The sequence below is a fragment of the Gordonia insulae genome, from assembly GCF_003855095.1.
Lineage (GTDB): Bacteria > Actinomycetota > Actinomycetes > Mycobacteriales > Mycobacteriaceae > Gordonia > Gordonia insulae.
Genome location: NZ_CP033972.1, coordinates 4400880 through 4426464, shown reverse-complemented (window position 1 = coordinate 4426464; position 25585 = coordinate 4400880). Strand labels below are relative to the sequence as shown.

The following is a 25585-nucleotide window of genomic DNA, read 5'->3' as shown; positions in this document are numbered from 1 at the left end:
CAACCCTAACGAGTCCGGGCCGCCCCCGATACCCCTGCGTCCGATCCCCCTGCGCCAGATCCCCCTGCGCCCGATCCCTCTGCGCCAGATGCGCCCTCGTCGCCGAGGACATCGCGGACCTCTGTCCCCACGACACGGCGTGACCGGATGCGGAGAAGTCCGCGACCGATGGCCACCCCTGCCAGACACAGGACGCCGCCGACGATGCGGACAGCGGACGGCAACTCCCCGAGGAACAGCCACGACATCACGATCACGATCGCCGGGACGGCCAGGGTGGTGGCCGCCAGTGCGCCCGCATCCGTGCGAGCGAGCGCGTACGCCCAGGTGGTGAACGCGATGGCGGTGGGTCCGACGCCGAGGAAGACCAGCCACGCGATCTGACCGGGGTCGGCCGCACCGAGTTCACGGAATGCGGTCGGCGCGAACGGCAGGGTCGCGACCAATCCCGCCACCGCACCCAACCAGGTGGCGGTGACGGCGTCGACGTCGCGCAGCGCGACCTTCTGCAACAGCACCCCGGCGGCGTAGAGCACTGCGGTGATCACGCCCAGGGCCAGTCCCAGCCAATCCGCATGCGCACCGCCGCCACCGACCGTGATCAGCACGACGCCGCTGAACGAGATGACGATACCGAGCACCAACATTCGGGAAAAGCCTTCGCCGAGAAAGAAACCCGCGTAGACGGCGACGATGATCGGCGCGAGGTTGACCAACAGCGCCGCGGTGCCGGCATCGAGATGTTGCTCGGCCCAGTTCAGCACGACACTATAGGCACCGAACCACGCGACGCCGTAGGCGATGACGAGCCCGAGGCCACGACCCCGCGGCCATCGGGGCGCGCGAGAAGCGGCAGTCGCAGTGCGGCGACGCGAGATGACCAGGATGACGGTCAGTGCCGCGACGCCGAACAGCAGCCGGAGAAACGCCATCGCACCCGGCGAGAAGACCGGCCCGAGATCGCGGATCACCACGAAAGCGGAGGCCCAGAGCGCCACGGTCACCGATGCGGCGACGGCGGGCCCGGCGGGCGGGGCAGAGGTGCGCATCAACATGGAACCAGCATCGCGAGCTTCAGCAGTTAGCACAAGTGACTATTCATTGCCGACAATTAAGCATTGCTATAGCTTGGCTTCATGATCGATCCGCATCGCCTCCGTGTGTTCCGCTCCGTCGTCGCGGAGGGGTCGATCGGCGGAGCGGCGAAAGCACTCGGATACACGTCGTCGGCGGTGAGTCAGCAGATCTCGGCCCTGCAGCGCGAGACCGGTCTCGCGCTGGTCGAACGCGACGGTCGCGGCGTACTCCCGACCGAGGCCGGGCTGATGCTGGCCGAGGAGTCGGCAGGGGTCTTCGACCATCTCGCGCGTCTCGACGGGATCGTCAACGATCTGCGGGTCGGGCGCGCCGGGCGGCTGTCGGTCAGCTACTTCGCCTCGGCGGGTACCACCTGGATCCCACCCGTCGTCGCCACCATCACCCGCGAGTTCCCCGACGTCCGGCTGGATCTCCGGCTCGTCGAGCTGGCCGAGGACACCCCGTACGGACCCGACGTCGAGGTCTACGTGGACGGCGCCGCGACGTCCGGCATGGCCGGCTATGACCGAGAGCATCTGGTCACCGAACCGTATTACGCGGTGGTGCACGCGGAGTCATCGCTCGCCGGGCTCGAGTGCGTGCCGCTGCAGGAGCTGAGCACCCGGTCGTGGGTGGACAACGACATCGCCCGCGGGCCCTGCCGCCAGGCCCTCATCGACGCCTGTGTGGCAACCGGCTTCACACCCGACTTCGGGGTCCAGACCCAGGACTATCCGACCGCGATCCGGTTCGTCGCGGCCGGGGTCGGGCTCACCGTCGTCCCCGAACTCGCCCTCGTCGGGATGCCCGCGGAGGTGTGCGCGGTCCGGATCGTCGAGCCGACACCGACCCGGTCGATCTGGGTGCGACGCCATCACCGAACCGGTGGAAGTCAGGCCACCGAACGCATCCTGGAACTACTGCGTTCGGCGGTCGGCATCTCCTAGGCTCTGATCTCCCGCGCCCTCCGGTTTCCGGCCTCAGACCGTCAGCGTGCGCAGGCGGGGTGCCAGGTCCTTCTCGAAGTTCTCCAGGAACCGGCGCTGGTCGTGTCCGGGGGCGTGGAACACCAGGTGGTTGAGGCCGCAGTCGGTGTAGAACTTCACCTTCTCCACCGCCTCGTCCGGATCAGAGGCGACGATCCAGCGCTTGGCGACCTGCTCGATGGGCAGTTCGTCGGCCAGCCGTTCCATCTCCGTCGACGAGTTGACACTGTGCTTCTGCTCGGCGGTCAGCGAGAGCGGCGCCCAGAAACGGGTGTTCTCCAGCGCCAGTTCGGGATCCGGATCGTAGGAGATCTTGATCTCGATCATCCGGTCGATCGTCTCGAAGTCGCGCTCGGCCTTCTCCGCCCCCTCCTTGACCGCCGGGATCAGCTTCTCCTGATACAGGTCGGCGCCCTTGCCCGAGGTGCAGATGAAACCGTCGCCGGCCCGTCCCGCGTAGCGGGCCACCACCGGGCCACCCGCGGCGACGTAGACCGGGATCGGCTTCTCGGGCACGTCGTACATGTAGGCGCCCTGGGTTTTGTAGTACTCGCCGTCGAAGTCCACCTCGTCGCCGGTCCACAGCTCACGCATGAGCTTGATCGACTCACGCAGCCGAGCGAAGCGCTCCTTGAACTCGGGCCACTCCCCCTGGAACCCGGTCGCGTACTCGTTGAGCGCCTCGCCGGTACCCACGCCGAGCATGATGCGCCCCGGGTACAGGCAACCCATCGTCGCGAAGGCCTGCGCGATCACCGCGGGGTTGTAGCGGAACGTCGGGGTCATCACCGACGTCCCGATCTGCACCCGCTCGGTACGCTCGCCGACCGCCGCCATCCAGGCCAGCGAGAACGGGGCATGTCCGCCGTTGTGCCGCCACGGCTGGAAGTGATCGCTGACCGCCACCGAGTCCATGCCGTGCTGCTCGGCCGCCACCGCGATCTCGACCAGCTCCCGCGGGTCGAACTGTTCCGCCGACGCCTTGAATCCGAGCTTGAGTTCTGCTGCCACGTCTTACCTCGCTCCTGCCGGCCGCGGCTCGTCGAGCTCGCGGTTCACCGATCGATCACTCTGGGTCCAACGTACTCAGGGCCGCCCGAACGCGCTGCGCCCGGTTCGCCGTGTGCGAAATCCGACCCACCGAGTGGACTTCAAGTGAGCTTTAAGTTCTACCGTGGTCGTCATGAGCATGGAATCGGTGGGCTGGGACACCATGTACAAGTCGATGAACGCGCCGGAGGCCCGCGCGTTACGAGGTGAACGTCGCACCACACTGCGCCGGATCGCCACGTTCGCCGAGCCACATCGGCGGCGGATCGCGATCTTCCTGGTGTTGTCGGTACTCACGGCTCTGCTGACCGTGGTGACACCGCTGCTGGCGGGCCGGGTGGTCAACCTGATCACCGCAGGCGGAAGCGGTGGTGCGATCGTCGGGCTGGCGTTGGTCATCGCCCTGATCGCCGTGATCGAGGCGGCGGCCGGCATGGCCACCCGATGGTTCTCGGCGAACATCGGCGAGGGTCTGATCCTGGATCTGCGCCGCGCCGTCTTCGACCACGTGCAGAAGATGCCGGTCGCGTTCTTCACCCGCACCCGCACCGGCGCGCTGGTGAGTCGTCTCAACAACGACGTCATCGGGGCGCAGCGCGCGTTCAGCGACACGTTGTCGGGAGTGGTGTCGAATGCCGTGACGCTGGTGCTGACGCTCGGTGTCATGCTCGCGATCAGCTGGCAGGTGACCATCCTCGCGCTGGTGCTGCTGCCGGTGTTCGTGGTCCCCGCGCGCCGGATGGGCAAACGGATGGCCGCCCTGTCCCGGGAGGCGGCCGAATACAACGCACGGATGTCCACGCAGATGACCGAGCGGTTCTCGGCTCCCGGTGCGACGCTGGTCAAGCTCTTCGGCCGTCCCGACATCGAGTCGAGGGAGTTCGCCGACCGCGCGGATCAGGTGCGCGACATCGGTGTTCGTCGCGCGATGCTGCAGGCCTACTTCATGACCGCGCTGACATTGGTGTCGGCACTGGCGCTCGCCCTGGTCTACGGTCTCGGCGGCTGGCTCGCCGTCGGCGGCCACCTGTCGGCCGGCGCGATCGTCTCCCTCGCCCTGTTGCTGACCCGGATGTATGCGCCGCTGACCGCGCTGGCCAACGCCCGCGTCGAGATCATGAGTGCGCTGGTCAGTTTCGAGCGTGTCTTCGAGGTGCTCGACCTCGAGCCGCTGATCGCCGACAAGCCGGATGCGCAGAAGGTACCGTCGGGCCCGGTGTCGGTCCGTTTCGACGACGTCTCCTTCGCCTATCCATCGGCCGACAAGGTGTCGCTGGCCTCGCTGGAAGAGGTTGCGCAACTGGATAATCGCGGTGGCGCGACGGTGCTGCACGAGATCGACCTCGAGGTCCCGGCCGGTTCGATGACCGCACTGGTCGGCAGTTCGGGCGCCGGGAAGTCGACCATCGCCAACCTTGCCACCCGCCTCTACGACGTCGACACCGGGTCGATCCGCCTCAACGGTGTCGACCTCCGCGATCTGCAGAGCGCATCCGTGCATCGGACCGTCGGATTGGTGACCCAGGACGGCCACCTCTTCCACGACACCGTGCGCGCCAACCTCGCGCTCGCCGACCCGACGGCCGGTGAGGAAAAGATCTGGGATGCCTTGCGGCGGGCGCGGCTCGACGACCTGGTGACGTCGCTGCCGGACGGTCTCGACACCGTCGTGGGCGAGCGCGGCTACCGGCTGTCCGGCGGGGAACGTCAGCGGCTGACCATCGCGCGGCTGTTGTTGGCGCAACCGTCGGTGGTGATCCTCGACGAGGCGACCGCACACCTCGACTCGACGTCGGAAGCGGCTGTGCAGGAAGCGCTCTCCGAGGCGCTGGTCGGACGTACGTCGCTCGTCATCGCACACCGGTTGTCGACCATCCGCGCCGCCGACGAGATCGCCGTGCTGGAGCACGGCCGGATCGTGGAGCGAGGCGACCATGCGACCCTGCTGGCCCGCAACGGGCGATACGCCGAGCTCTACCGCACGCAGTTCGCCGACCAGGCACCGGCGACGGTCTCCGAACTCACGGCGTGATCCGGGGTCGCGCCGACCGGTCAGGGTCGCGCCACCCACTCATGCCATCGCAGATCACGCACGACGATGACCGGTCCGTCGGGTCGGTCGGTGCGGTACTGGGCGTACTTCTCGGCGAGCACGTCGATCGCGGTGGAGCCCGCCGGGCTGTCGGCGTCGACCACGGCCGCCCGTCCGTCGACGCGGACCCACCACAGGGCTGTCCAGTCGTCGTCGTAATGGTCGACGAGGAGGGACACCGCGGGATTGGCGGCGATGTTGGCGAGGCGTCGAAGGCGTTGCGTGCGCTTCGGCTTGTGGTCGACGCAGCTGTAGATCGCGTCCGTCCGGCCATCGGAGTCGAGGGCGAACACGATGGGCACGAGGTGCGGCACGGTCTCAGATCCCACGGTGTTCGATTCCACGGTGTTCGATCCCACGGGGTTCGATCCCGCGGGGTTCGATCCCACCGTGGCCAGTCGTGCCACCCGCGCCGACCCGAACCGTTCCTGCGCGGACGTCATGGTGCTGTCGGCGGGATCCGGGTGGCCGGCGCGATCACGCGCCGTCTGACGGCGGCTTCGTCGGCGGCGTCAGCTTGCGGCGACGGAACTGCAGGTAGACGAGGCCGATGTTCACGATGACGATGGCGATGCCGAGTCCCACCCAGACCCAGCGTCCCTCCTGCCACCAGTTGACCGTCAGCAACGCCACGCAGACCATCAGGATCACCGATCCGACGATGGTCATACCGCGGGAGAAGCTCTGCGCCCCACGCTGGAAGTCGTTGTTGATCATCGAAACGTAGTCACCTCAGGTCTGGATCACGATCACCACGGCTATCGCCACGGCCACCACCACTATCCCAACGATCAGGAATGTGACGTGAGCGGGCCCCGGCATCTCGCCACCCTCGCGCAGCGCCAGGCTGGTCTGCCGCCAGCGCCACGCACCGAGCAGTGCGATGACGCATCCCAGGGCCACCATGATGAGCCCCAGGGCTGTCTCGAGTATCGGATGTTCGATGTCACCGGCGACGTAGACGACGGCCACCCCGGCGGCCATGAATCCGAGCGCGGTGCGCACCCAGGCCAACACGGTGCGTTCGGCGGCGAGCGTGAACCGGGCATCGACGCCGCCCGGCACGGGCAGTGGCCCGTCCTCGGACGCGTCGTCGTTGGTCGCGCCGTCTCTGGTCGTGTCGTCTCTGGTCGTGTCCCCGCGCGGTCCGGGCTCAGCCGGCCCGCTGGTCCTTCCGCTCGTCAGCGTCCTTCGCCTCTCGTATGGCTTGGGCAACGAATGCCGCGGTCACCTCGATCGCGTGCAGGGTTTCCGGATGCCGGGTCGTGAGCACCGGAAACGCGTGCACCTGCCAAGCGTAGCTGTGCCCGACGGCGTCGACCCCGGCTTCGTCGAGCGTCTCGATCAGCTCGATGGCGTCGGCCTCGAGCATCTCGCCCTCCGCGGTGATGATCACCGTCGGCGGGAAGTCGGCGTCGGCGATCTGCACGATGCGTCGCACCCCGGTGAACGGGATGGGCCCACGACCGAACAGGCCGGCGAGCTGCGCCATCTTGCTCTGCGGGATATAGGCATCGGACCGGCTGGAGCGGTCCGGGTTGGTGCCGACATCGAGATCGAGAAGCGGCGAGATGCCGATCATCGCGGTCGGCCGCGGCAGGCCCTCGCGGGCGGCGGCCTCCACCACCTTGCCGGCCAGGAATCCCCCGGCCGAGTCACCGGCGACGATGACCCGCCGGTACCCGCGCTCTCCCACGAGTTCGCGGTAGGCGTCGACCGCATCGGCCACCGACGTGCCCACCCCCGACGACGGCAGCTGCCGGTACTCGAGCGTGAAGACCGGGAGTTCGGTGGAGCGGGCGAGCCGGCTGGCGATCGACCGGTGCGAACCGAGACCGCACACCACGAACGCACCGCCATGGAGGTAGAGGACCGCGGTCTCGGAGTCGCGGCGCGACGGTCCGGACGGCATGATGAGCTCCACCGGGCGCCCGGCGAGGGTCATCTGTTCCCGGACCACACCGCTCGGCTTCGGCCCGATCGCGAGGGCGCGGTCGATCAGGAACAGACCCGCCATCCCCGACCTGGTGAGCGGCCAGAGCGACAGGGTCGGGCGCAGTAGGGCACGGGTCCCGAGCCACATCGGATAGGACAGGAGACTCGGTTTGCGGTGGTGCACAATCGGCATTGCTCAATCCTCGTCATCTGGTGACAGTCGGCGCGGGACACGCGCGGGCATGCCACATCCGTCCGCCGTCCGTGCTGAGATACGTCAGTGCGAAAACTACACGGGTGGACCCCGCTGATGCCCGTGTTCTGCGGGGTTTCGCGCGCAAGCTCACCGGCCGGCACCGCGGAGACTCGCGCCACTGAATGTTCACCTGCGTCACAGACAGCTGTCGGTTGCGTCGACTATATTTCCCCCTTCGTGCCGAATCGATGGTCGTGACCGTGGTCATTCCTCCCCAATTCCTCCTGTCGTCGCAGGCCAGCGCCCCGCGCACCCTGTGCGACGTGCTCGATGCGAGCGCCGCGGCGTACCCCGATGCCATCGCGATCGACGATGGTGACCTGGCTCTCACCTACGTCCAGTTGCTCGCGCTGGTCCGACGCGGCGCAGAACGACTCGCCGCGGCCGGTGTCCGCCGGGGAGGGCGTGTCGGGATCCGCATGCCGTCGGGCAGCCGTGACCTGTACGTGGCGATCCTGTCCACGTTGTATGCGGGCGCGGCGTACGTCCCGGTGGATGCCGACGATCCCGACGAGCGGGCCGAACTGGTGTTCGGCGAGGCGCGGGTGGACGCGATCGTGGGACCCGGTGGCCTGCAGGCTCTCCCTGACACCGCCGATGCAACGCCGGCATCGCGTCCGACCGTCGACGACGACGCCTGGATCATCTTCACGTCCGGGTCCACCGGTACCCCCAAGGGCGTCGCGGTCACGCATCGCAACGCGGCGGCCTTCGTCGACGCCGAGGCGCGGATGTTCCTGGTCGACGATCCGCTCGGTCCGGGCGACCGCGTCCTCGCCGGCCTCTCGGTCGCCTTCGATGCCTCGTGTGAGGAGATGTGGCTGGCGTGGCGCTACGGGGCGTGCCTGGTCCCCGCGCCACGCTCGCTGGTGCGCAGCGGCATGGATCTCGGACCATGGCTGGTGCAGCGCGACATCACCGTGGTGTCCACGGTCCCGACGTTGGCGTCCCTCTGGCCACCGGAGGCCCTGGAAGCGGTGCGGCTGTTGATCTTCGGCGGTGAGGCCTGCCCGCCGGAGCTCGCCGAGCGGCTCGCCGTCGAGGGGCGGGAGGTGTGGAACACCTACGGCCCCACCGAGGCGACGGTGGTCGCGTGCGCCGCCCCCCTCGACGGCAAGGGACCGGTTCGCATCGGATTACCGCTGCCCGGTTGGGATCTCGCGGTCGTCGGCACCGACAGCCGACCCGTCGCGGAGGGCGAGGTCGGCGAACTCGTCATCGGTGGTGTCGGGCTCGCCCGCTATCTCGACGCGGCCAAGGACGCCGAGAAGTACGCGCCCATGCCGACCCTGGGATGGGATCGCGCGTACCGCAGCGGGGACCTGGTCCGGCTCGACCCGGCAGGCCTGCTCTTCCAGGGCCGCGCCGACGACCAGGTCAAGGTCGGTGGTCGCCGGATCGAGCTCGGCGAGATCGACAATGCGCTGCAACAACTCCCGGGGGTGAGCGGTGCGGCGGCCGCGGTCCGCAAATCGGCGGCAGGCAACAGCCTGCTGGTCGGTTACCTGGTGTCCCCACACCCCGACTTCGACGTCGCGCAGGCCCACGCCACCCTGGTGGCCCAATTGCCCGCACCGATGGTGCCCCGCCTCGCGCTCGTCGACGAACTGCCGACCCGCACCTCCGGCAAGGTCGACCGCAACGCCCTGCCGTGGCCGCTGCCCGGCGCAAACACGGCCACCGACGACGATGACGTCGATCTCACCGACACCGAGGTGTGGGTGGCGCAGTGCTGGACCGACGTCCTCGGCGTGACCATCACCAACTCGGGCGCCGACTTCTTCGCCGAGGGCGGCGGATCGCTCGCGGCCGCCCAGTTGGTGACCGCGCTACGCGCGCGGTACCCGGAGATCACCGTCGCCGATCTGTACGACCATCCGCGGCTCGGCTCGCTGGCCGAGATGCTCGACGCGCGGAAGCCGTCGACGGTGGTCACGCCCCGCGAGGTCACACCGACCCCGCGCCGGGCCGGCCTGGCGCAGATCCTGTTGTCGGTGCCGTTGACCACGCTCACCGGCCTGCAGTGGGCGACGTGGCTCGGTGTGGTGAACAACATCGCGGTCGCCGTCGCCGACAGCACGAATCGGCAGGTGCCCTGGCTCGTCTCGGTGAACTGGTGGGTGCTGCTGGTCGCGTTCGTGCTGTTCATCACCCCGCCGGGACGCATGCTGATCGCCGCGACGGGTGCCCGGGTGCTCCTTGCGGGCGTCACGCCGGGCGACTATCCCCGCGGCGGCGGTACGCACATCCGGCTCTGGGTCGCCGAACGACTGCTCGAGGCGAGCGGCGCATCGAATCTGTCCGGTGCGCCGTGGATGATCCACCTCGGACGGGCACTCGGCGCGAAGATCGGCCGTGGCGTCGACATGCACACGATTCCGCCGGTCACCGGATTCCTCACCATCGGCGAGGGCGCGTCGGTGGAACCCGAGGTCGATCTCACCGGCTGGTGGATCGACGGCGACGTCGTCCACATCGGTGAGATCGTGATCAAACGCGGCGCCTCGATCGGTGCGCGGTCGACGCTGCTGCCCGGCGCCGTGGTGGGTCGCGACGCCGAGGTCGCACCCGGCTCGGCGGTCCGCGGCCGCGTGAAATCGGGCCAGCACTGGGCCGGCTCGCCCGCGGTGAAGGTTCGCAAGGCCGATCATCCCTGGCCGGATCATCGACCCCCACGCGGCAGTGGCTGGGTGTCGATCTACGGGGTGTCGTCGCTACTGCTGGCCGCGATCCCGCTGATCGCACTGGCGGCCGGCCTCGCGGTGATGGGGTCATGGGCCATCCACGCCGACCGGTTGCGCAGCGTCGCACTGCGTTGCCTGGCCCTGCTGCCGGCGGCCACCCTCACCAGCCTGCTGGTGTTCGCGGTCATCACCGCTGTGCTCGTGCGGCTGCTGTCGATCGGGCTGACCAAGGGCTATCACCCGGTGCGCTCCCGCGTCGGCTGGCAGGTGTGGATGACCGAGCGTCTCCTCGACGCCGCCCGCACCTACCTGTTCCCGCTCTACGCCAGCCTGTTGACGCCGTGGTGGTTCCGCATCCTCGGGGTCAAGGTGGGCACGGGCACCGAGATCTCGACCGCGTTGGTCCTGCCGAAGTTCACCACCATCGGCGACGGCGCGTTCCTCGCCGACGACACGATGGTCGCGTCCTACGAGCTCGGCGGCGGATGGATGCACATCGACGAGGCGAAGATCGGCAAGCGATCCTTTCTCGGCAACTCCGGGATGACGGGCCCCGGCCGCAAGGTCCCCAAGAACAGTCTCGTCGCGGTGCTCTCGGCCACGCCGGATCGCGCGAAGTCGGGGTCGAGCTGGCTGGGCAGCCCGCCGGTTCGCTTGCGGCGCACCGCGGCAGCCACCGACACGTCCCGCACCTTCGATCCGTCGACGCGGCTCAAGGTCGCGCGGTCGGTCGTCGAGACGTTGCGGATCATCCCGGTGATGGTGTCGTTCGGGCTCGGCCTGTTCATGCTGATCGGTCTGCAGTACATCGCGCAGCACGCGCACTACTGGGTGGCGGCCCTGGTCAGCGGATTGCTGCTGCTGGTCGCCGGCGCTGCGGCCTGCTGTATCGCGGCGGCGGCGAAATGGCTGGTGGTCGGGCGGATCCGGATCTCCGAGCACCCGTTGTGGAGTTCGTTCGTGTGGCGCAACGAGCTGTCCGACGCGTTCGTCGAGACCGTGGCGGCGCCCTGGTTCGCCAATGCCGCGACCGGCACGCCGATCCTGAACCTCTGGCTGCGCATGCTGGGCGCGCACATCGGCAGGGGTGTCTGGTGCGAGACGTACTGGCTGCCCGAGGCCGACCTCGTCACGCTCGGCGACGGGGCAACGGTGCAGCGGGGTTGCGTGGTGCAGACCCATCTCTTCCACGACCGGGTGATGGCGATCGACGAGGTGCGGCTCGATGCCGGTTCCACGCTCGGCCCGCATTGTGTGGCACTACCGGCGGCCGGCCTCGGTGAGAGCGCGACCGTGGGCCCGGCATCGCTGGTGATGCGCGGCGACGTGGTGCCCGCGCACACCCGCTGGCAGGGCAACCCGATCGCCCCCTGGAACGGATGAGGTCGACGGTTGGCGTCTGTGCCGGATTCGGCACAGACGCCAACCGGTCTTCGGTCTACTCGATCCCGACCTACTCGACCACCGCGCCCCGGCGGCGCCGCCGGAACACGTAGTGATCGGCCGCCGCATTGCCGGCCTGTGCGAAGCCGACGGCCAGCAGGCCGGCGATCAGCGCGAGCGGCAACTCGTACCCACCGTCGGCCGTCCAGAATCCCGCATCCCAGTGCGCGTAGACGATCGCGCCGATCATGTCCGCGATCAACAGGATCGACACGATCGGCAGCAACAGACCGAGAATCAGCAGGATGCCGCCGACGAACTCGACCCAGGTCGCGTACTGCGCGGCCAGGTTGGGCGCCGGGATGCCCATCGCGTCGAAACCCTTCTCCACATTGCTGATTCCGTTGGTGTGGAGCTTCTGCCAGCCGTGCATGATGAAGATGTATCCGAGAATCAGTCGTGCCAAGAAAAACGTCACACTGCGTACGCCGAACATGATCTCCCCTTCCGTCCCGACTCCAATGAACCGGACTGCGGTCCGGTTCCCTGCCTCTCAGCGTCTCATGACCTCACCGTCGGGTGCACCTCGGGTGCGGCAGGTAACCTAAGTGTCCGCGACGGCATGGGGACCGTGTGGGAAAACGCGCGGCGAGACGCTGCACCAACTTTTCCCCACAGCACCGCTTCTCAAACAGGCCGCTATTCGAGCAGACAGGAGAGTCAGTGCCGGGTAAGTCGGCCAAAGGTCCACGTCAGCCCCATCTCGGTGCCCCGCTCGATGCTCTCGACCCCTACCTGCCGGACAACGGCAATCTCGGCTACCGCATCTCGCGCTACGACCTCGACCTCGAATACAAGGTCTCGCCCAACCGCCTGGCCGGCGTCGCGACCCTGACCGCGACGTCGTTCATCCATCTGCAGCGGTTCACGCTCGACCTCGCGTCGACGATGTCGGTGTCGCGGGTGACGGTCAACGACAAGCGCGCCCGCCATTCGCACCGCAGCCGGAAGCTGTCGATCACGCCCGAGTCACCCATCCCGCCCGGTGGCGCGATGACGATCGTGATCCGCTACACCGGATCGCCGCGCCCGATCCGCGGCCCCTGGGGTGAGGTCGGCTGGGAGGAACTCACCGACGGCGCGCTGTGCGCCAACCAGCCCAACGGCGCCGCGTCGTGGTTCCCGTGCGACGACCACCCGAGCGCCAAGGCGCCGTACCGGATCGCGATCACCACCGACAGCCCGTACTACGCGCTCGCCAACGGCATCCTCGAGTCCAAGCGGACCCGCGCCGCGCAGACCACCTGGGTCTACCAGCAGATCGAACCGATGCCGACGTACCTGGCCTCGGTCCAGATCGGCATGTACAAGAAGAAGTCGTTGGCCACCAAGCCGTTTCCGGTCGACGCCGTCCTGCCCGCACGACTGATGCGCACCTTCGACATCGACTTCGGCCGGCAGATGGAGATGATCGACGTCTTCGTGGAGATGTTCGGGCCCTATCCGTTCCCCACCTACACCGTGGTGGTCACCGACGACGAGCTCGACATCCCGATCGAGGCACAGAGCTTCTCCACGTTCGGCGCCAACCACTGCGACGGCAGCCGCAGCGCCGAACGCCTCGTCGCCCACGAACTGGCGCATCAGTGGTTCGGCAACTCCGTCACCCTGTCGCGCTGGCGCGACATCTGGCTGCACGAGGGGTTCGCCTGCTATGCCGAATGGTTGTGGAGCCAACGGTCGGGCGGCAAGAGCGCGTCCGAGTGGGCGCGCACGTACTACGACAAGCTGGCCACCCATCCGGTGCGCACGACACTCACCGATCCGGGACCGCGCCACATGTTCGACGACTGGGTCTACAAGCGTGGCGCGCTGACCCTGCATGCCCTCCGGCTGGCGATCGGGGACGGCAACTTCTTCGCGCTGCTGCGTCGGTGGACCGACAAGTATCGCTACGGGTCGGTCACCACCGAGGATTTCATCGCCCTGGCCGCCAACTTCTCCACGATGTCGTTGGGCCCGCTGTGGGACGAGTGGCTGTTCACCGCCGCGCTACCGCCGTTCCCCGGGCCGTCCTGAGCCCTCGAGCACCAGGACCGGACGAGACGATGCCCGACGCCACGCCGAAGAACTCGGCGATCGGACGTGTCACCGTCGCCACGGTGATCGCCGCCGCGTCGGGCTATCTGGTCCTGCTGCTCGCCGCGCGAGATCTCGGCGCCGCGGGCTATGCGGTGTTCGCCGTCTTCTGGGCGGCCTACGGCATGGTCACGGGCGCGCAGAACGGTCAACTGCAGGAGGCTACGCGCGCGATCCGGGCGGGCATCGACGAGCACGCACCGGCCTCCGATGCGCCGCCACGGGGCCGGCCGTGGCTGATCAACGCGCTGATCGGGGTGACGCTTGCAGCCCTGGTCGCGGCGACGTCACCGCTGTGGAGCGGGCACGTGTTCACCGAGCACCGCTGGCTGTCGGTCCTGCTGCTGTCGGTGGGCGTGGCATCGTTCGGCGTGTACGCCCACCTCGCGGGCGCGTTGTCGGGGGCGGCGTCGTGGGGTGCGTTCGCCGCCCTGCTGTCGGTGGACGCACTGATCCGGCTGGCCGGCGCGATCGCGGCGGTGGTGCTCGGCCTCGACCTCACCGCATTCCTGGTGATCACCGTGATCGGCTCGGTGTCGTGGATCGTGCTGCTGCTCAGCTCGAGCGCCGCGCGTCGGGCGATCGGCCTACCCGGCGACGTCGCGGCCCGACGGCTCACGCTCAACACGGTGACCGCGATGGCCGCCGCGGCCGCGAGTGCGGTCCTCGTGATGGGCTTCCCCGTGTTGATCAATGCGACCAACGGCGACGACGCCGACACCGCGACGGTCGGTGCGGTGGTCCTGGCGGTGACCCTCACGCGAGCTCCCCTGCTGGTGCCGCTGAACAGCTTTCAGGGTGTGCTGATCACCCGCTTCGTCGACGGACGGCAGCACCTCTGGTCGGCGCTGCGCGCGCCGGCGGCGGTGGTCGCCGCGATCGGGGTGGCCGGGTCGGCGGCCGCGTGGCTCATCGGGCCGTGGCTGATGACGACGGTCTTCGGCGCGGACTTCCGACTGTCCGGGGCCACGCTGGCCGCGTTCACGCTCGGGGCGACCGCGCTCGCGTTGCTGACGGTGACCGGCGCCGCGGCGATCGCGGTCGGCACGCACCGCTGGTACGCCGCGGGTTGGTGGGCGGCCACCGGGGCCTCGATCGCGCTGCTACTCCTACCCGTGGGTGTAGAGGCACGTGTGGCGATCGCGCTGATCGCCGGGCCCGTCGTCGGGATGATCGTTCACGCGCTCGCGTTGGTGCGGCGCAACCGACCGACGGTGGCGAGCACCCGCGACTGAACATGGTTGAGCCGCGACGTCGCGTGCAGGCGCGCGGCGCGCGCGGCCCGGGGCCAGCCGCGGTCGGCGCAGCGTCGGGCCTCGGCCGCGAAGAAGGCGTTCTCCTCGGCGAACCGTCTACCGTCGACGGCCTGGACCGAACTGACCGATGCCTCGTGCCGCCGGTAGTGGAAGACCACCGCGGGGTCGTGCACCAGGGCTCCCCCGGCGGCCGCGAGGTCGACCAGCAGGGCGAGGTCCAGGACGATCTCCAGCCCGGGCCGGAACCCGACCTCGCGGACGGGACCGGTGCGCCACAGCAGCGACGGGAAATACGTCCAGTTGCCGTGATAGAGGCTGGTGGCCATGGCCTCACCGTCGAGCACGACCGGCCGCCCGGACTGGGCGGCCGGCGTCAGCAGTTCCTTGATCCGGTCGCCGAGCGGCCGCACCACCCGGTCCTGATCGTCGATGACCTGCACGCCCGGTGCGATCACCGACGCACCCGGATGCGTCCGGGCCAGCGCACGCACGGTGCCGAGGTAGTCGGGCAGCATCACGTCGTCGCAGCCCATCACCACGAAGTGGTCGGCCTCCACCAACTCGACGCACCGGCGGAAATTACCGTTGACGCCGAGATTCGTCTCGTTGCGCAGGTACTCGACGCGGGGGTCGGTGAGCGACGCGAGCCATTCGCGGGGTTCCGGATCGGGATAGCAGTCGTCGACGACGACGAGCCGGAGGTCGCCGTCGGTTTGTTCGAGCACGCTGGTGACGGCCTGCCGGAACTGCGCGACGTCACCGTAGAACGGCATCATCACGTCGATCGGCACGCGACCAGGGTAGGTCATGGCCGCCCGGTGCTCGGCTAGGGTTACCGACATGACCTCCGGCGCCACCAGCAACGATGACGTGTGGCTGGTGATACCCGTGTTCAACGAGGCCGAGGTGATCCGGAGGGTGGCGTCCGACGCCGCGAAGACCTTCCCCAACATCGTGTGCGTCGATGACGGCAGCCGCGATGACTCGACCGGCGAGATCATCAAGGCCGGGGTCCGCCTGGTGCGGCATCCGGTGAACCTGGGGCAGGGCGCGGCCATCCAGACAGGCGTCGAATACGCCCGCGCACAGCCGGGCGCCAAGTATTTCGTCACGTTCGACGCCGACGGCCAGCACCGCGTGGAGGACGTGGTCGCGATGATCGACCGCCTGCGCACCGAACCCGTCGACATCGTCGTCGGCACCCGGTTCGCCGAGGGCCGCAGCGAATCCGTGCCGTTCGTGCGGCGAATGGCGTTGCGCACCATCGTGTTCCTCAGCCCCCGAACCCGCCGGATGGGACTCACCGACGCGCACAACGGGTTACGCGCCTTCAACAAGACCGTCGCCGACCAACTCGACCTGATGATGAGCGGCATGAGTCACGCGTCCGAGTTCGTCGCGCTCATCGATCACCACCACTGGCGGGTGACCGAACAACCGGTCACCATCCTCTACACCGACTACTCACGGGCGAAGGGGCAGTCGCTGATCAACGGCGTGAACATCGTCGCCGACGGACTGCTGCATACCCGGATGAGGAAGTGAGCGCGATGATCTGGTTCCAGATCCTGGCCATCCTCGGACTCGTGGCCCTGGTCACGTTCTTCATGATCCATCGCGGCACGGCGCGGTCGTCGGCGGGCGTGAAGTTGCTGTTCGTGGCCTTTGTGGTGTTCGGCGTCTACGCGATGCTGCGCCAGGACGACGTGACGTGGGTGGCCAACAAGATCGGCATCCAGCGAGGACTCGACCTGGTGCTGTTCCTGCTGGTCATCGCCTTCGCATTCACCACGGTGTCAACGTATCTGCGGTTCCGCGAACTCGAGATCAAGTACGCGCGCCTGGCGCGCGCGGTGGCGTTGCAGAACGCGGAGAAGCAGTCTCGTGAGTGACGGTGATCTCGATACGTCCTCGGCTGGCGCCTCGGACCACTCGATCAGCGGATGGGTCGGGGCGCTTGGTTCGCTGGTCGAGCGCCCTCCGCTGGTCAAGTAGCCAGCGAGCTTGCGAGCCGGCGTATCGAGACCACTCCGCGAACCACTCGATCAGCGGTTACGTCGCCAGCGACCGCAGATAGTCCGTGACGTCGTCGTAGACCGGCAACAAGCCGGACTCACGTGCCGCCGACAGCCCCGGTGCGGCCGTGTCCTTGGCGGACAGTTCGTAGTTCAGTGGTGTGCCGTCGCGGGCCGTGGTCGGCCAGTCGATGGCGAGTTCGGGATCCAGCGGGTTGATGCCGTGTTCGCCGGTCGGGTTGTAGCCGGTCGAGCAGAGGTAGGTGACCGTGGAACCGTCGGCCAGGGAACAGAATGCGTGGCCGAGGCCCTCGGACAGGTAGACCGCGCGGCGGTCGACGTCGTCGAGGAGCACGGTGTCGTAGGTGCCGAAGGTGTGTGATCCGACCCGGATGTCGACGATGACGTCGAGGATGGCCCCCGATGCGCAGGTGACGTATTTCGCCTGCCCGGGCGGCACATCGGCGAAGTGCACGCCGCGCAGTACACCGGCCGCGGACACCGACAGGTTCACCTGCGCGAGGTCGAGCCGGTGCCCGATGGCCTCGGCGAGCAGATCGCCCTTGAAGACCTCCGCGAACAGTCCGCGGCCGTCGCCGTGCTGCACCGGGGTCAGTTCCCACGCTCCGTCGATGACCAAGGGGCGCAGCTGCATCAGAATCCTTTTCCGCGTTCGAGTAGTTCCAGTAGATAGTCGCCGTAACCGGACTTCCGCAGCTTCACCGCACGAGAGCGCAGTTCGTCGTCGTCGATGAAACCACGCCGCCACGCGATCTCCTCGGGCACCGCGATCTTCAGCCCCTGCCGCTGCTCGACGGTACGCACGAAATTGCCCGCGTCGAGCAACGAATCGAACGTTCCGGTGTCGAGCCAGGCGGTGCCGCGGGGCAAGACCTTCACCGCGAGCTTGCCGCGTTCGAGGTAGTGGGCGTTGATGTCGGTGATCTCGTACTCGCCACGGGCACTGGGCTTCAGGTTGCGGGCGATCTCGACGACGTCGTTGTCGTAGAAGTACAGCCCCGGTACGGCATAGTTGGAGCGCGGGTGCTCGGGCTTCTCCTGCAGCGCCACCGCCGTTCCGGAGTCGTCGAAGTCGACGACACCGTACGCGGACGGGTCGGCGACCCAGTACGCGAAAATCGCTCCGCCGTCGACGTTCTCGAAACCCTGCAGCCGGCTGCCGAGCCCCGGACCGTAGAAGATGTTGTCGCCCAGCACGAGCGCCACCGAGTCGTCGCCGATGTGGTCGGCGCCCAGCACGAAGGCCTGCGCCAAACCGTCCGGCGACGGCTGTGTCACGTAGCTGATGGTGACCCCGAACTGCTCTCCCGTCCCGAGCAGACCCTGGAAAGCCGGGGCGTCGTGCGGGGTGGTGATGATCAGGATGTCACGGATACCCGCGAGCATGAGCGTGGAGAGCGGGTAGTAGATCATCGGCTTGTCGTACACCGGCACCAGCTGTTTGCTCACACCCTGCGTGATCGGATGCAGGCGGGTTCCCGTGCCTCCGGCGAGAATGATTCCACGCATGGCACACACACTAGGCGACGGTAGGCTGAGCTGCGCCCGTGGAAGGCGCGGCGTCGGCGAAAGGGGTTGGACATGCGGGTTCTGGTGACCGGTGGTGCCGGGTTCATCGGTGCGAACTTCGTGTTGCGCACGCTGTCGCAGCGGCCCGACGTGCAGGTCACGGTGCTCGACAAGCTGACCTATGCGGCCAACCCGGCCACGCTGGCACCGGTCGCCGAGCGCATCGAACTGGTCACCGGCGACATCGCCGACGCCGAGCTGGTCGACGGGCTCGTGGCCGGCACCGATCTGGTGGTGCATTTCGCCGCCGAATCCCACAACGACAACTCGCTGGCCGATCCGTCGGCGTTCGTGCAGACCAACCTGGTCGGCACCTACAGTCTGCTCGAGGCGGTACGTCGCCACGACGTGCGCTATCACCACATCAGCACCGACGAGGTCTACGGCGACCTCGACCTCGACGACCCGGCCCGATTCACCGAGCACACCGCCTACAACCCGTCGAGCCCCTACAGCTCCACCAAGGCCGGCAGCGACCTGCTGGTCCGCGCCTGGGTCCGCTCGTTCGGCATCGCTGCCACGATCTCCAACTGCTCCAACAACTACGGGCCCTTCCAACACATCGAGAAGTTCATCCCCCGCCAGATCACCAACGTGCTCACCGGGGTACGGCCCCGTCTCTACGGCGACGGCCGCAACGTGCGCGACTGGATCCACGTCGACGACCACAACGACGCCGTCTGGACCATCATCGACCGCGGCCAGATCGGTGAGACCTACCTGATCGGCGCCGACGGTGAGGTCGACAACCGCACCGTCGTGGAAACCATCCTGGATCTACTCGCACAACCCACCGACGCGTTCGACTTCGTCACCGACCGGCCCGGCCACGACCGCCGCTACGCCATCGACTCCACCCGGCTACGCACCGAACTCGGTTGGCGCCCACAGTATGTGGACTTCCGCACCGGACTGGCCGCCACCATCGCCTGGTACCGCGACCACCCCGACTGGTGGCAACCGAACAAACACACCGTCGAAGCGGGCTACGCAGCCACCGAGAAGATCATCGGCTGAGAGCTCCTACTCCGGTAGCGGCACCACCCGATCCAGGAAGTCGACCTGGTCGGCGACGACCTGCTCGAACGCCTCACCGACATAGATGTCGAAGTGCCCCTCGGGGTACCGGATCATCTGGGTCGTCGGGCCGCGCCGGACGTACCGGACCGTCTGCCGAGCGGGCGCGACGGTGTCGTCGTCGCAGACGCACACCAGCACCGGACAGGTGATCTGCTCGAGCGCACGACCGGGCCGGTGCGCCACGATGGCCAGGCCCACCCGCGCGGCCACCTCGTTGGTGAACGGATGCCCCTCCGGCACCAGCGGCAGGTAGCCGGGGACCACATCCGGCGCGGTCATCAGGGCGGGCTCGTGAGCCACGCCCGCCAGCGCGACCATCACCGGTGCACGCCCGAACGCAGACCCCACCAGGTCGACGATCCCGCGCGCGGTGACCTTGGCCGCCGACATCGGATCCAGCGCCAGCGTGGACGCGACTCCACTGGTGAACGGACACTGCGCGATGATCGCCGCGACTCGCCCGTCGCGGGCCCCGGCGACCATCACGTGTCCACCACCGAACGAGGTGCCCCACAGCACCACGCGGCCACTGTCCACCTCGGGGATCGACCGTGCGTAGGCGATCGCGGCCGCCCAGTCGTCGAGCTGGCGGCGGATGGAGAGCAGCTGCCGCGGTTCACCGTCGCTGTCCCCGAAATGGCGATAGTCGAACACCAGACACGCGTAGCCGGCATCCGCGAACCGCTCGGCGAAGGCGTCGAGCCGCATCTCCTTGACCGCGCCCAGACCGTGCGCCATCACGATGATCGGCGCCGGTTCCCCGGAGTCCGGCAGGTAGAGCCAGCCACGACAAGAATCGCCGGGACGACCCGACCCGCTCCCGGCGCCGGGGTGACGACTCGGCCCGCCCGACCTGAATTCCACGTCTGCCCGCGACACACGCCGACCGTATCCCGTGCGCATGAGGTGGACAACACACAGCTACCCGACGGCGAACCATCAGCGTCGGCGAATACCGTGGTCGGTATGCGAGTACTCGTCAGCGGCGGCGCCGGCTACATCGGTTCACATACGGTCATCCGGCTCGCCGAGGCCGGTCACGACGTCGTGGTGGTCGATGACTTCAGCAACGCCAAGCCGACCGTGATCGGTCGGCTGGAGGCGCTCGCCGGTACGTCGATCCCGGTCCACTCGTTCGACCTCACCGATGTCGACAAGACCGAACGGCTGTTCGCCCACGACCGGATCGACGCGGTCATCCATTTCGCCGGCTTCAAGGCCGTCGGCGAATCGGTGAGCAAGCCGCTCGACTACTACCAGAACAACCTGGACAGCACGTTCTCGCTGCTGCGGGCGATGGCCAGGCACGACGTCCGCACCCTGGTGTTCTCGTCGTCGGCGACTGTCTACGGTGCGCGGCCGCGACTGCCGATGACCGAGGATCTGCCGACATCGGCCACCAACCCGTACGGGTGGACCAAGGTGATGATCGAGCAGATCCTCTCCGACGTCGCGGCGAGCGACGACCGGTGGCGGATCGCCGCGCTGCGCTATTTCAACCCGGTCGGCGCCCATGCGAGCGGTGACATCGGCGAGGACCCCAGCGGTATCCCGAACAACCTGATGCCGTTCGTCGCGCAGGTGGCGGTCGGACGCCGCGCGAAGCTGTCGGTGTTCGGCGACGATTACGACACCCCCGACGGCACCGGCGTGCGCGACTACATCCACGTCGAGGACCTCGCCGCCGGACATGTCGCCGCACTGGACCGGATCAGCGCCGGTTCGGATCCCATGTCGATCTGGAATCTCGGTACCGGACAAGGCGTCTCGGTGCTGCAGGTGATCGGGGCATTCGAGCGGGCGAGTGGCCGGCCGATCCCGTACGAGATCGCACCCCGCCGCGCCGGCGACATCGCCGCCTCCTACGCGGATCCGTCCAAGGCGAACACCGAGCTGGGTTGGTACGCGACCAAGACCATCGACGACATGTGCGCCGACACCTGGCGGTGGCAGTCGCAGAACCCGGACGGCTACCCGGACGCCTGAGTGAGCACCGAGTCGTTGACCCGGTAGATCGTCACGTTGCCCTGCCGGAACACCGGCGTGAGCCCCGGCGCACCGTGCTGACGCAGGGCGAGGAACGGGTCGCCCTGGACCCCGTTCTCCGGGTCGGGCACCCCGTTCTGGAACGGCCAGTAGCTGGGCGGGCTGTCGATGACGTAGTGCACGTTCATGTCTCGCACGATCTGGTCGATGTGCGGGTCGGCACCGATCTGCGAGACACCCCAGTAGAGGTCGCGCTGTCGTTGGGAGAACTCGTTGGCCCGATAGAACGGGAACATCGGCGTGAGCCCGGTGACCGGGTAGATCCAGCCGGTGCCCTGATCGAGATTGTTGAGGACCAGCGTGTCGTGGGCGCCGGGCTGCCCGTCGAGCCAGTGATAGGCGGCGAGGTCGTCGGGGCCGATGTACTTGCCGCCGCGCTCCTTGGACGCGATCTGGGCGTCCGCCGGGTAGCGCCACACCCCCGCGCCGGCGACGACCACCAGCAGCACCGCGAACGCCGTCGGGACCACCCAACGCGCCGAGCGGGCGGGGACGGGCGACGGTTCCCGGGAGATGATGCGCGACAACACCTTCGCCGCACCGAGGGCGATCGCACCGAGCGCGATCCCGGCCGCCGCCGCGGAGAACAGCGCGACCACGAAGGTCAAGCGGTGCGGTGAATTGTAGAAATAGCCGCCGATGGCGCCGAGCGGATAGGACAGGACACCCAGGGCGACCACCGAGTTCGCGGTCACCAGCACGAAGACCAGCCAGCCCGCCAGACCGGCCCAGGCGCGCATCCACGCCAGCACACCGAGCCCGATGAGGGTGAGCAGGATCAGACCCCACAACGGGTAGTGCTTCTCGAGGGGGATGGTGCCGTTGAAGGCGGCCTGCGCCAGGCCCTTCACCATGCCGACCCCTTCTTCGCGGAAGTCGAAGAACGGCAGCTCGTTGGTGTCGGCGACGCGGATCGTGCCCAGGACGACCGGCGCGATGCCCACCACCGTGATCGCCCCGGTGATGACCAAGGTGCCCAGATCGCGCAGGCGCCCGTACGCGGGGCGCCACAGGCCCTCGCACACCCACCACAGTCCGACGATCACGCCGGCGAGGATCAGGCCCGACGGATGGGTCGCGGTGACCCCGGCCAGCGCGACAGCGGCCGGCAGGACGCGGCGGCGGTCGCGGACCGCACTGATCACCAGGACCGCGGCGATGGGCGCGATGGAGACGCCGACCGCGTTGGGCACCGACGTCAACTGGATCTCGACGTAGGGCAGCGACGGGAACAGCGCGGACACCGCGGCGGCCGACCCGGCGAGGAATGCGGAGCGGGAGGTGTCGAAGCGGTGCCGGGCGAACCAGTAGGCCAGCGACGCGACCCCGAACGGCACGGTGATGGCGAGCACGGCAGGCGAATAGCTGTTGTAGAGCTCGACCGGGTTGGCCCCGGTCAGGGGGAACAGGACGGCGCCGAGGGCGTGCCACGTGTTCGGGTAGTAGTTGAAGCCGTGGGTGTCGTAGTTCATCAGCTCACCCATGCGCAGCGCCGAGCCGATCCCGGTCTCGTGAATCCAGCGCAGCGAGCTCGCATGCCAGAGCGAATCCCACACCTGGGAGATGTTGTTCAGCCCGGCGAACGCGGTGTTGACCAGCGGGCGGATGCAGGTGATCGCGATGATCACCGCACCGACGCCCACCCCGCCCACCAACTGCAGTGCGGCGCGGCCGCTCAGCGGCGGATCGTCGTCGGGACCCGGCTCCGGGGCGAGGTGGCGCAGCCGGCGGATACGCAGCAGCGCGGCGTACGCCCACGCGCCGAGCAGGGTGATCACCAGCGCCAGCAGGGCGGTGACGGCATTCCATTCGAAGCCGATGGCCGAGTAGAGAACGGTGAAGACGCTGACGATGGCGAAGGTGATCGGCGGTCCGGCCGCGATCGCCACCGGCCACGGCAGGGCCATCCGACGCCCGACCAGCGCACCGGGTATCACCAGAACCAGGGCCGTGACCACGGTGACCCACGCCCCCAGCATCATCGCCTGAAACCTCCCGCATCGTGGTGAACCACGATGAGGTTACCGGTCGGTGCCGGTCCGCCGATCGATCCGGTGTGCGGCGACGACGACGATCAGACACACCGCCGCCGCGACGACCCCGATGCCGAACATCATCGGATAGGTCACCGACGCGTAGGTCTCCGAGACCCAGGCGAGTACTGCCGGCACCGCGAACCCGAGGTAGGTGGCGCTGTAGAAGACCGCGGTGAGGCCGGCCAGGTTGTCGGGTCCGGCGATGCGCTGCACCTCGAGCAGACCCGAGATCATGGCCATGCCGTAGCCGCACCCCAGCACGGCGGCGGCGACCAGCGAGAGCCAGATCGTCAGCGCGGCGGCGGCCGCTGCGGCGAGCGCCATGCCCGCGGCGAGGACGGTCAACGCGAGCACGACCCCGCGCACGCCGTCCGGGTCGTCGATGCGGCGACCCAGGGACTGGATGCCGAAACCGGCGGCCAGGCCGAGGACACAGCACAGCCCGGCGAACGCGATCGACGCACCGGACGTACGCACCGCCATCAGCGCCGGGATGACGGCATATGCCGACGCGCAGGCCCCGAAGACCCACGGCGCCACGGGCAGCACGACGAACAGGAACCGTCGGTGCGCGACTCCCGGGATCCGGAGGTCGTCGAGGAGCCGGCCGGGCTCGGCCGGTCGCGCGCGGGTCTCCGGCGTACGGGTGAGCCAGACCAGCGCACCGACGGCGACCGCGATGTTGACCGCATACGGGGTGACCGTCGGCCACGGACCCCACTGCGCGAGCACGGCCGCGAGTCCCGCGCCGACGCCGAAACCGGCGGTCAGGCTCATCGCGGCGCGACGTGCCCCGGCCGCCGCCCCCGCGCCGTCACGCTTGCTGATCTCGGAGATCCAGCTTCCGCCGACGGCCATCGACAGACCCAGCGCGACGCCGCTGGCCACCCGCCCGACGCTGAGCAACGCGAGCGAGTGCGGCCCTAGGGCGAGCAGGAGTGAACCCAGCGCGGCGAAGACCGGTGCGGGCAGCATCAACGGCCGTCGCCCGAGGCGATCCGACAGCGGACCGCCGATCACGAGCGCGGGCACGATACCCAGCACGTAGGTGAACAGCAGGCTGTCCACCGCGACCGCGGACAGCCCGCCGTCCTGTCGGTACATCACCAGCAACGGGGTGAACTCGTTGCCACCCCACGCCGCCGCGAAGACGGCCATCGAGACCGGGAGCCAGCGCGCGCCCGGCCGATCGGGTGTCGGGGTCGTGAGTTCAGCGGTCTGCACACTCATCGTCGAACCCCCGACCGGAGGTCGTGCACGCCGGCGAGGTGCTCGGCGAGCCCGGTTGCGAAGGACTCCGCGTCGCCGTGTCGGATGGCCGACAGCAGCGAACGATGGTCGGCCAGGATACGGGTGGCGACGGTGGTGTCGCGATGGACGCTCGCCGTGGTCATCCGGCGATGTCGTTCACCGAGGCCGGTGAAGAAGTCGGCGAGCAACGGATTGTCGCCGGCGGCGACGATCAGCTGGTGGAACTCGGCGTCGATCCGGGAGAACTCGGCGACGTCCCCGGGGTCGGCGGCGGCGTGGGCCGCGAGGTTCGCGGTCAGCGCCCTGGCGAGTGCCTCGCGCGCCGCCTCGTCGGCGACGACGGAGCCCACGGCGTGGCCCTCGAGAAGCAGCCGGGCCTCGACGACATCGCGGGCCTCACGATCGGTGATCGGCACCACCAGGGCACCCCGCTTGGGGTACAGACGCATCCATCCCTCGGACTCCAGACGCAGGAACGCCTCGCGGACCGGAGTGCGGCTGACGGCACATCGCGACGCGACATCGCCCTCACTGATGAGCTCACCGCCGGCGATCTCGTTTGTGAGGATTTGGTCCTTGACCTCGCGATATACGCGTTCAGCAGCCGATTCCCGGGTGGCATCCAACATAGACACAAGTTGTATCTTATCGAACCGAACGATCAATCGGGGGGCACCTTGATCCGGCCGCTGATGCGGGTGGATACTGA

Annotated in this window: 23 protein-coding genes; 9 read left to right on the top strand and 14 right to left on the bottom strand. The window is 68.5% G+C overall.

Annotation, left to right across the window (positions count from 1 at the left end; all coding sequences use genetic code 11):
• Positions 1-5: 5 nt before the first annotated feature.
• A complete protein-coding gene (locus D7316_RS20200) occupies positions 6-1055 on the bottom strand; it encodes a DMT family transporter (protein ID WP_124709844.1) in 1050 nt (349 codons plus the stop codon).
• A gap of 81 nt (positions 1056-1136) precedes the next feature.
• Between D7316_RS20200 and D7316_RS20195 the strand changes: the two genes are divergently transcribed.
• The gene (locus D7316_RS20195) at positions 1137-2024 is read left to right on the top strand and encodes a LysR family transcriptional regulator (protein ID WP_124709843.1); all 888 of its coding nucleotides are present in this window, start codon (positions 1137-1139) and stop codon (positions 2022-2024) included.
• A gap of 33 nt (positions 2025-2057) precedes the next feature.
• Here D7316_RS20195 and fgd read toward each other — a convergent pair whose 3' ends face one another.
• Complete coding sequence (gene fgd, locus D7316_RS20190) at positions 2058-3074, bottom strand: glucose-6-phosphate dehydrogenase (coenzyme-F420) (RefSeq protein WP_124709842.1); 1017 nt, start codon at positions 3072-3074, stop codon at positions 2058-2060.
• A 172-nt stretch (positions 3075-3246) separates the two neighbouring features.
• Between fgd and D7316_RS20185 the strand changes: the two genes are divergently transcribed.
• A complete protein-coding gene (locus D7316_RS20185) occupies positions 3247-5145 on the top strand; it encodes an ABC transporter ATP-binding protein (protein ID WP_124709841.1) in 1899 nt (632 codons plus the stop codon).
• Between the two features lie 20 nt (positions 5146-5165).
• On the opposite strand, the gene D7316_RS20180 is transcribed toward D7316_RS20185, so the two are convergent.
• The 4 genes from D7316_RS20180 to D7316_RS20165 form a co-directional block, all read right to left on the bottom strand.
• Positions 5166-5648 (bottom strand): TIGR03668 family PPOX class F420-dependent oxidoreductase, encoded by a 483-nt coding sequence (locus tag D7316_RS20180; RefSeq protein WP_124709840.1) that lies wholly within the window; start codon positions 5646-5648, stop codon positions 5166-5168.
• Between the two features lie 34 nt (positions 5649-5682).
• On the bottom strand, positions 5683-5922 hold the full coding sequence (locus D7316_RS20175; protein WP_124709839.1) for a hypothetical protein: 240 nt from the start codon (positions 5920-5922) through the stop codon (positions 5683-5685).
• 15 nt (positions 5923-5937) lie between these two features.
• Positions 5938-6270, bottom strand: coding sequence for a YidH family protein (locus D7316_RS20170; protein WP_232016994.1), 333 nt, complete (start codon positions 6268-6270; stop codon positions 5938-5940).
• 88 nt (positions 6271-6358) lie between these two features.
• A complete protein-coding gene (locus tag D7316_RS20165) occupies positions 6359-7333 on the bottom strand; it encodes an alpha/beta hydrolase (RefSeq protein ID WP_124709838.1) in 975 nt (324 codons plus the stop codon).
• 251 nt (positions 7334-7584) lie between these two features.
• On the opposite strand from D7316_RS20165, the gene D7316_RS20160 reads away from it, so the two are divergent.
• Entirely contained in the window at positions 7585-11463 is a 3879-nt protein-coding gene (locus D7316_RS20160; RefSeq protein ID WP_124709837.1) for a Pls/PosA family non-ribosomal peptide synthetase, read from the top strand.
• 70 nt (positions 11464-11533) lie between these two features.
• On the opposite strand, the gene D7316_RS20155 is transcribed toward D7316_RS20160, so the two are convergent.
• Entirely contained in the window at positions 11534-11959 is a 426-nt protein-coding gene (locus D7316_RS20155; RefSeq protein ID WP_124709836.1) for a DoxX family protein, read from the bottom strand.
• A 227-nt stretch (positions 11960-12186) separates the two neighbouring features.
• Between D7316_RS20155 and D7316_RS20150 the strand changes: the two genes are divergently transcribed.
• Positions 12187-13542: a M1 family metallopeptidase gene (locus D7316_RS20150; RefSeq protein ID WP_124709835.1), complete on the top strand. Its 1356-nt coding sequence runs from the start codon at positions 12187-12189 to the stop codon at positions 13540-13542.
• A gap of 29 nt (positions 13543-13571) precedes the next feature.
• A complete protein-coding gene (locus D7316_RS20145) occupies positions 13572-14837 on the top strand; it encodes a polysaccharide biosynthesis protein (RefSeq protein ID WP_124709834.1) in 1266 nt (421 codons plus the stop codon).
• On the opposite strand, the gene D7316_RS20140 is transcribed toward D7316_RS20145, so the two are convergent.
• Entirely contained in the window at positions 14780-15649 is an 870-nt protein-coding gene (locus D7316_RS20140) for a glycosyltransferase family 2 protein (protein WP_124709833.1), read from the bottom strand. The two genes, D7316_RS20145 and D7316_RS20140, sit on opposite strands and share 58 nt — an antisense overlap.
• Positions 15650-15698: 49 nt before the next feature.
• Between D7316_RS20140 and D7316_RS20135 the strand changes: the two genes are divergently transcribed.
• On the top strand, positions 15699-16403 hold the full coding sequence (locus D7316_RS20135) for a glycosyltransferase family 2 protein (protein WP_124709832.1): 705 nt from the start codon (positions 15699-15701) through the stop codon (positions 16401-16403).
• A 5-nt stretch (positions 16404-16408) separates the two neighbouring features.
• A complete protein-coding gene (locus D7316_RS20130; RefSeq protein ID WP_124711462.1) occupies positions 16409-16750 on the top strand; it encodes a DUF2304 domain-containing protein in 342 nt (113 codons plus the stop codon).
• A gap of 160 nt (positions 16751-16910) precedes the next feature.
• Here the strand turns inward: D7316_RS20130 and D7316_RS20125 are convergent, their stop codons facing one another.
• Positions 16911-17528, bottom strand: coding sequence for a dTDP-4-dehydrorhamnose 3,5-epimerase family protein (locus D7316_RS20125; RefSeq protein WP_124709831.1), 618 nt, complete (start codon positions 17526-17528; stop codon positions 16911-16913).
• Positions 17528-18403, bottom strand: coding sequence for a glucose-1-phosphate thymidylyltransferase RfbA (gene rfbA / locus D7316_RS20120; RefSeq protein WP_124709830.1), 876 nt, complete (start codon positions 18401-18403; stop codon positions 17528-17530). Before rfbA ends, D7316_RS20125 begins: the two co-directional genes overlap by 1 nt.
• 72 nt (positions 18404-18475) lie before the next feature.
• On the opposite strand from rfbA, the gene rfbB reads away from it, so the two are divergent.
• Complete coding sequence (rfbB, locus tag D7316_RS20115) at positions 18476-19480, top strand: dTDP-glucose 4,6-dehydratase (protein WP_124709829.1); 1005 nt, start codon at positions 18476-18478, stop codon at positions 19478-19480.
• Positions 19481-19486: 6 nt separating this feature from the next.
• On the opposite strand, the gene D7316_RS20110 is transcribed toward rfbB, so the two are convergent.
• Entirely contained in the window at positions 19487-20422 is a 936-nt protein-coding gene (locus tag D7316_RS20110; RefSeq protein ID WP_269462505.1) for an alpha/beta hydrolase, read from the bottom strand.
• An 87-nt stretch (positions 20423-20509) separates the two neighbouring features.
• Here D7316_RS20110 and galE point away from each other — a divergent pair, with 87 nt between their 5' ends.
• Positions 20510-21529: a UDP-glucose 4-epimerase GalE gene (gene galE / locus D7316_RS20105; RefSeq protein WP_124709827.1), complete on the top strand. Its 1020-nt coding sequence runs from the start codon at positions 20510-20512 to the stop codon at positions 21527-21529.
• Here galE and D7316_RS20100 read toward each other — a convergent pair.
• Genes D7316_RS20100 through D7316_RS20090 form a run of 3 tightly spaced genes read right to left on the bottom strand, consistent with a single transcriptional unit; the run spans position 21514 to position 25505 of the window.
• A complete protein-coding gene (locus tag D7316_RS20100) occupies positions 21514-23571 on the bottom strand; it encodes a DUF6541 family protein (RefSeq protein WP_124709826.1) in 2058 nt (685 codons plus the stop codon). The genes galE and D7316_RS20100 overlap by 16 nt on opposite strands.
• Before the next feature lie 39 nt (positions 23572-23610).
• Positions 23611-24855 (bottom strand): MFS transporter, encoded by a 1245-nt coding sequence (locus D7316_RS20095; RefSeq protein ID WP_124709825.1) that lies wholly within the window; start codon positions 24853-24855, stop codon positions 23611-23613.
• Positions 24852-25505 (bottom strand): GntR family transcriptional regulator, encoded by a 654-nt coding sequence (locus D7316_RS20090; protein WP_124711461.1) that lies wholly within the window; start codon positions 25503-25505, stop codon positions 24852-24854. Before D7316_RS20090 ends, D7316_RS20095 begins: the two co-directional genes overlap by 4 nt.
• Between the last annotated feature and the right edge of the window lie 80 nt (positions 25506-25585).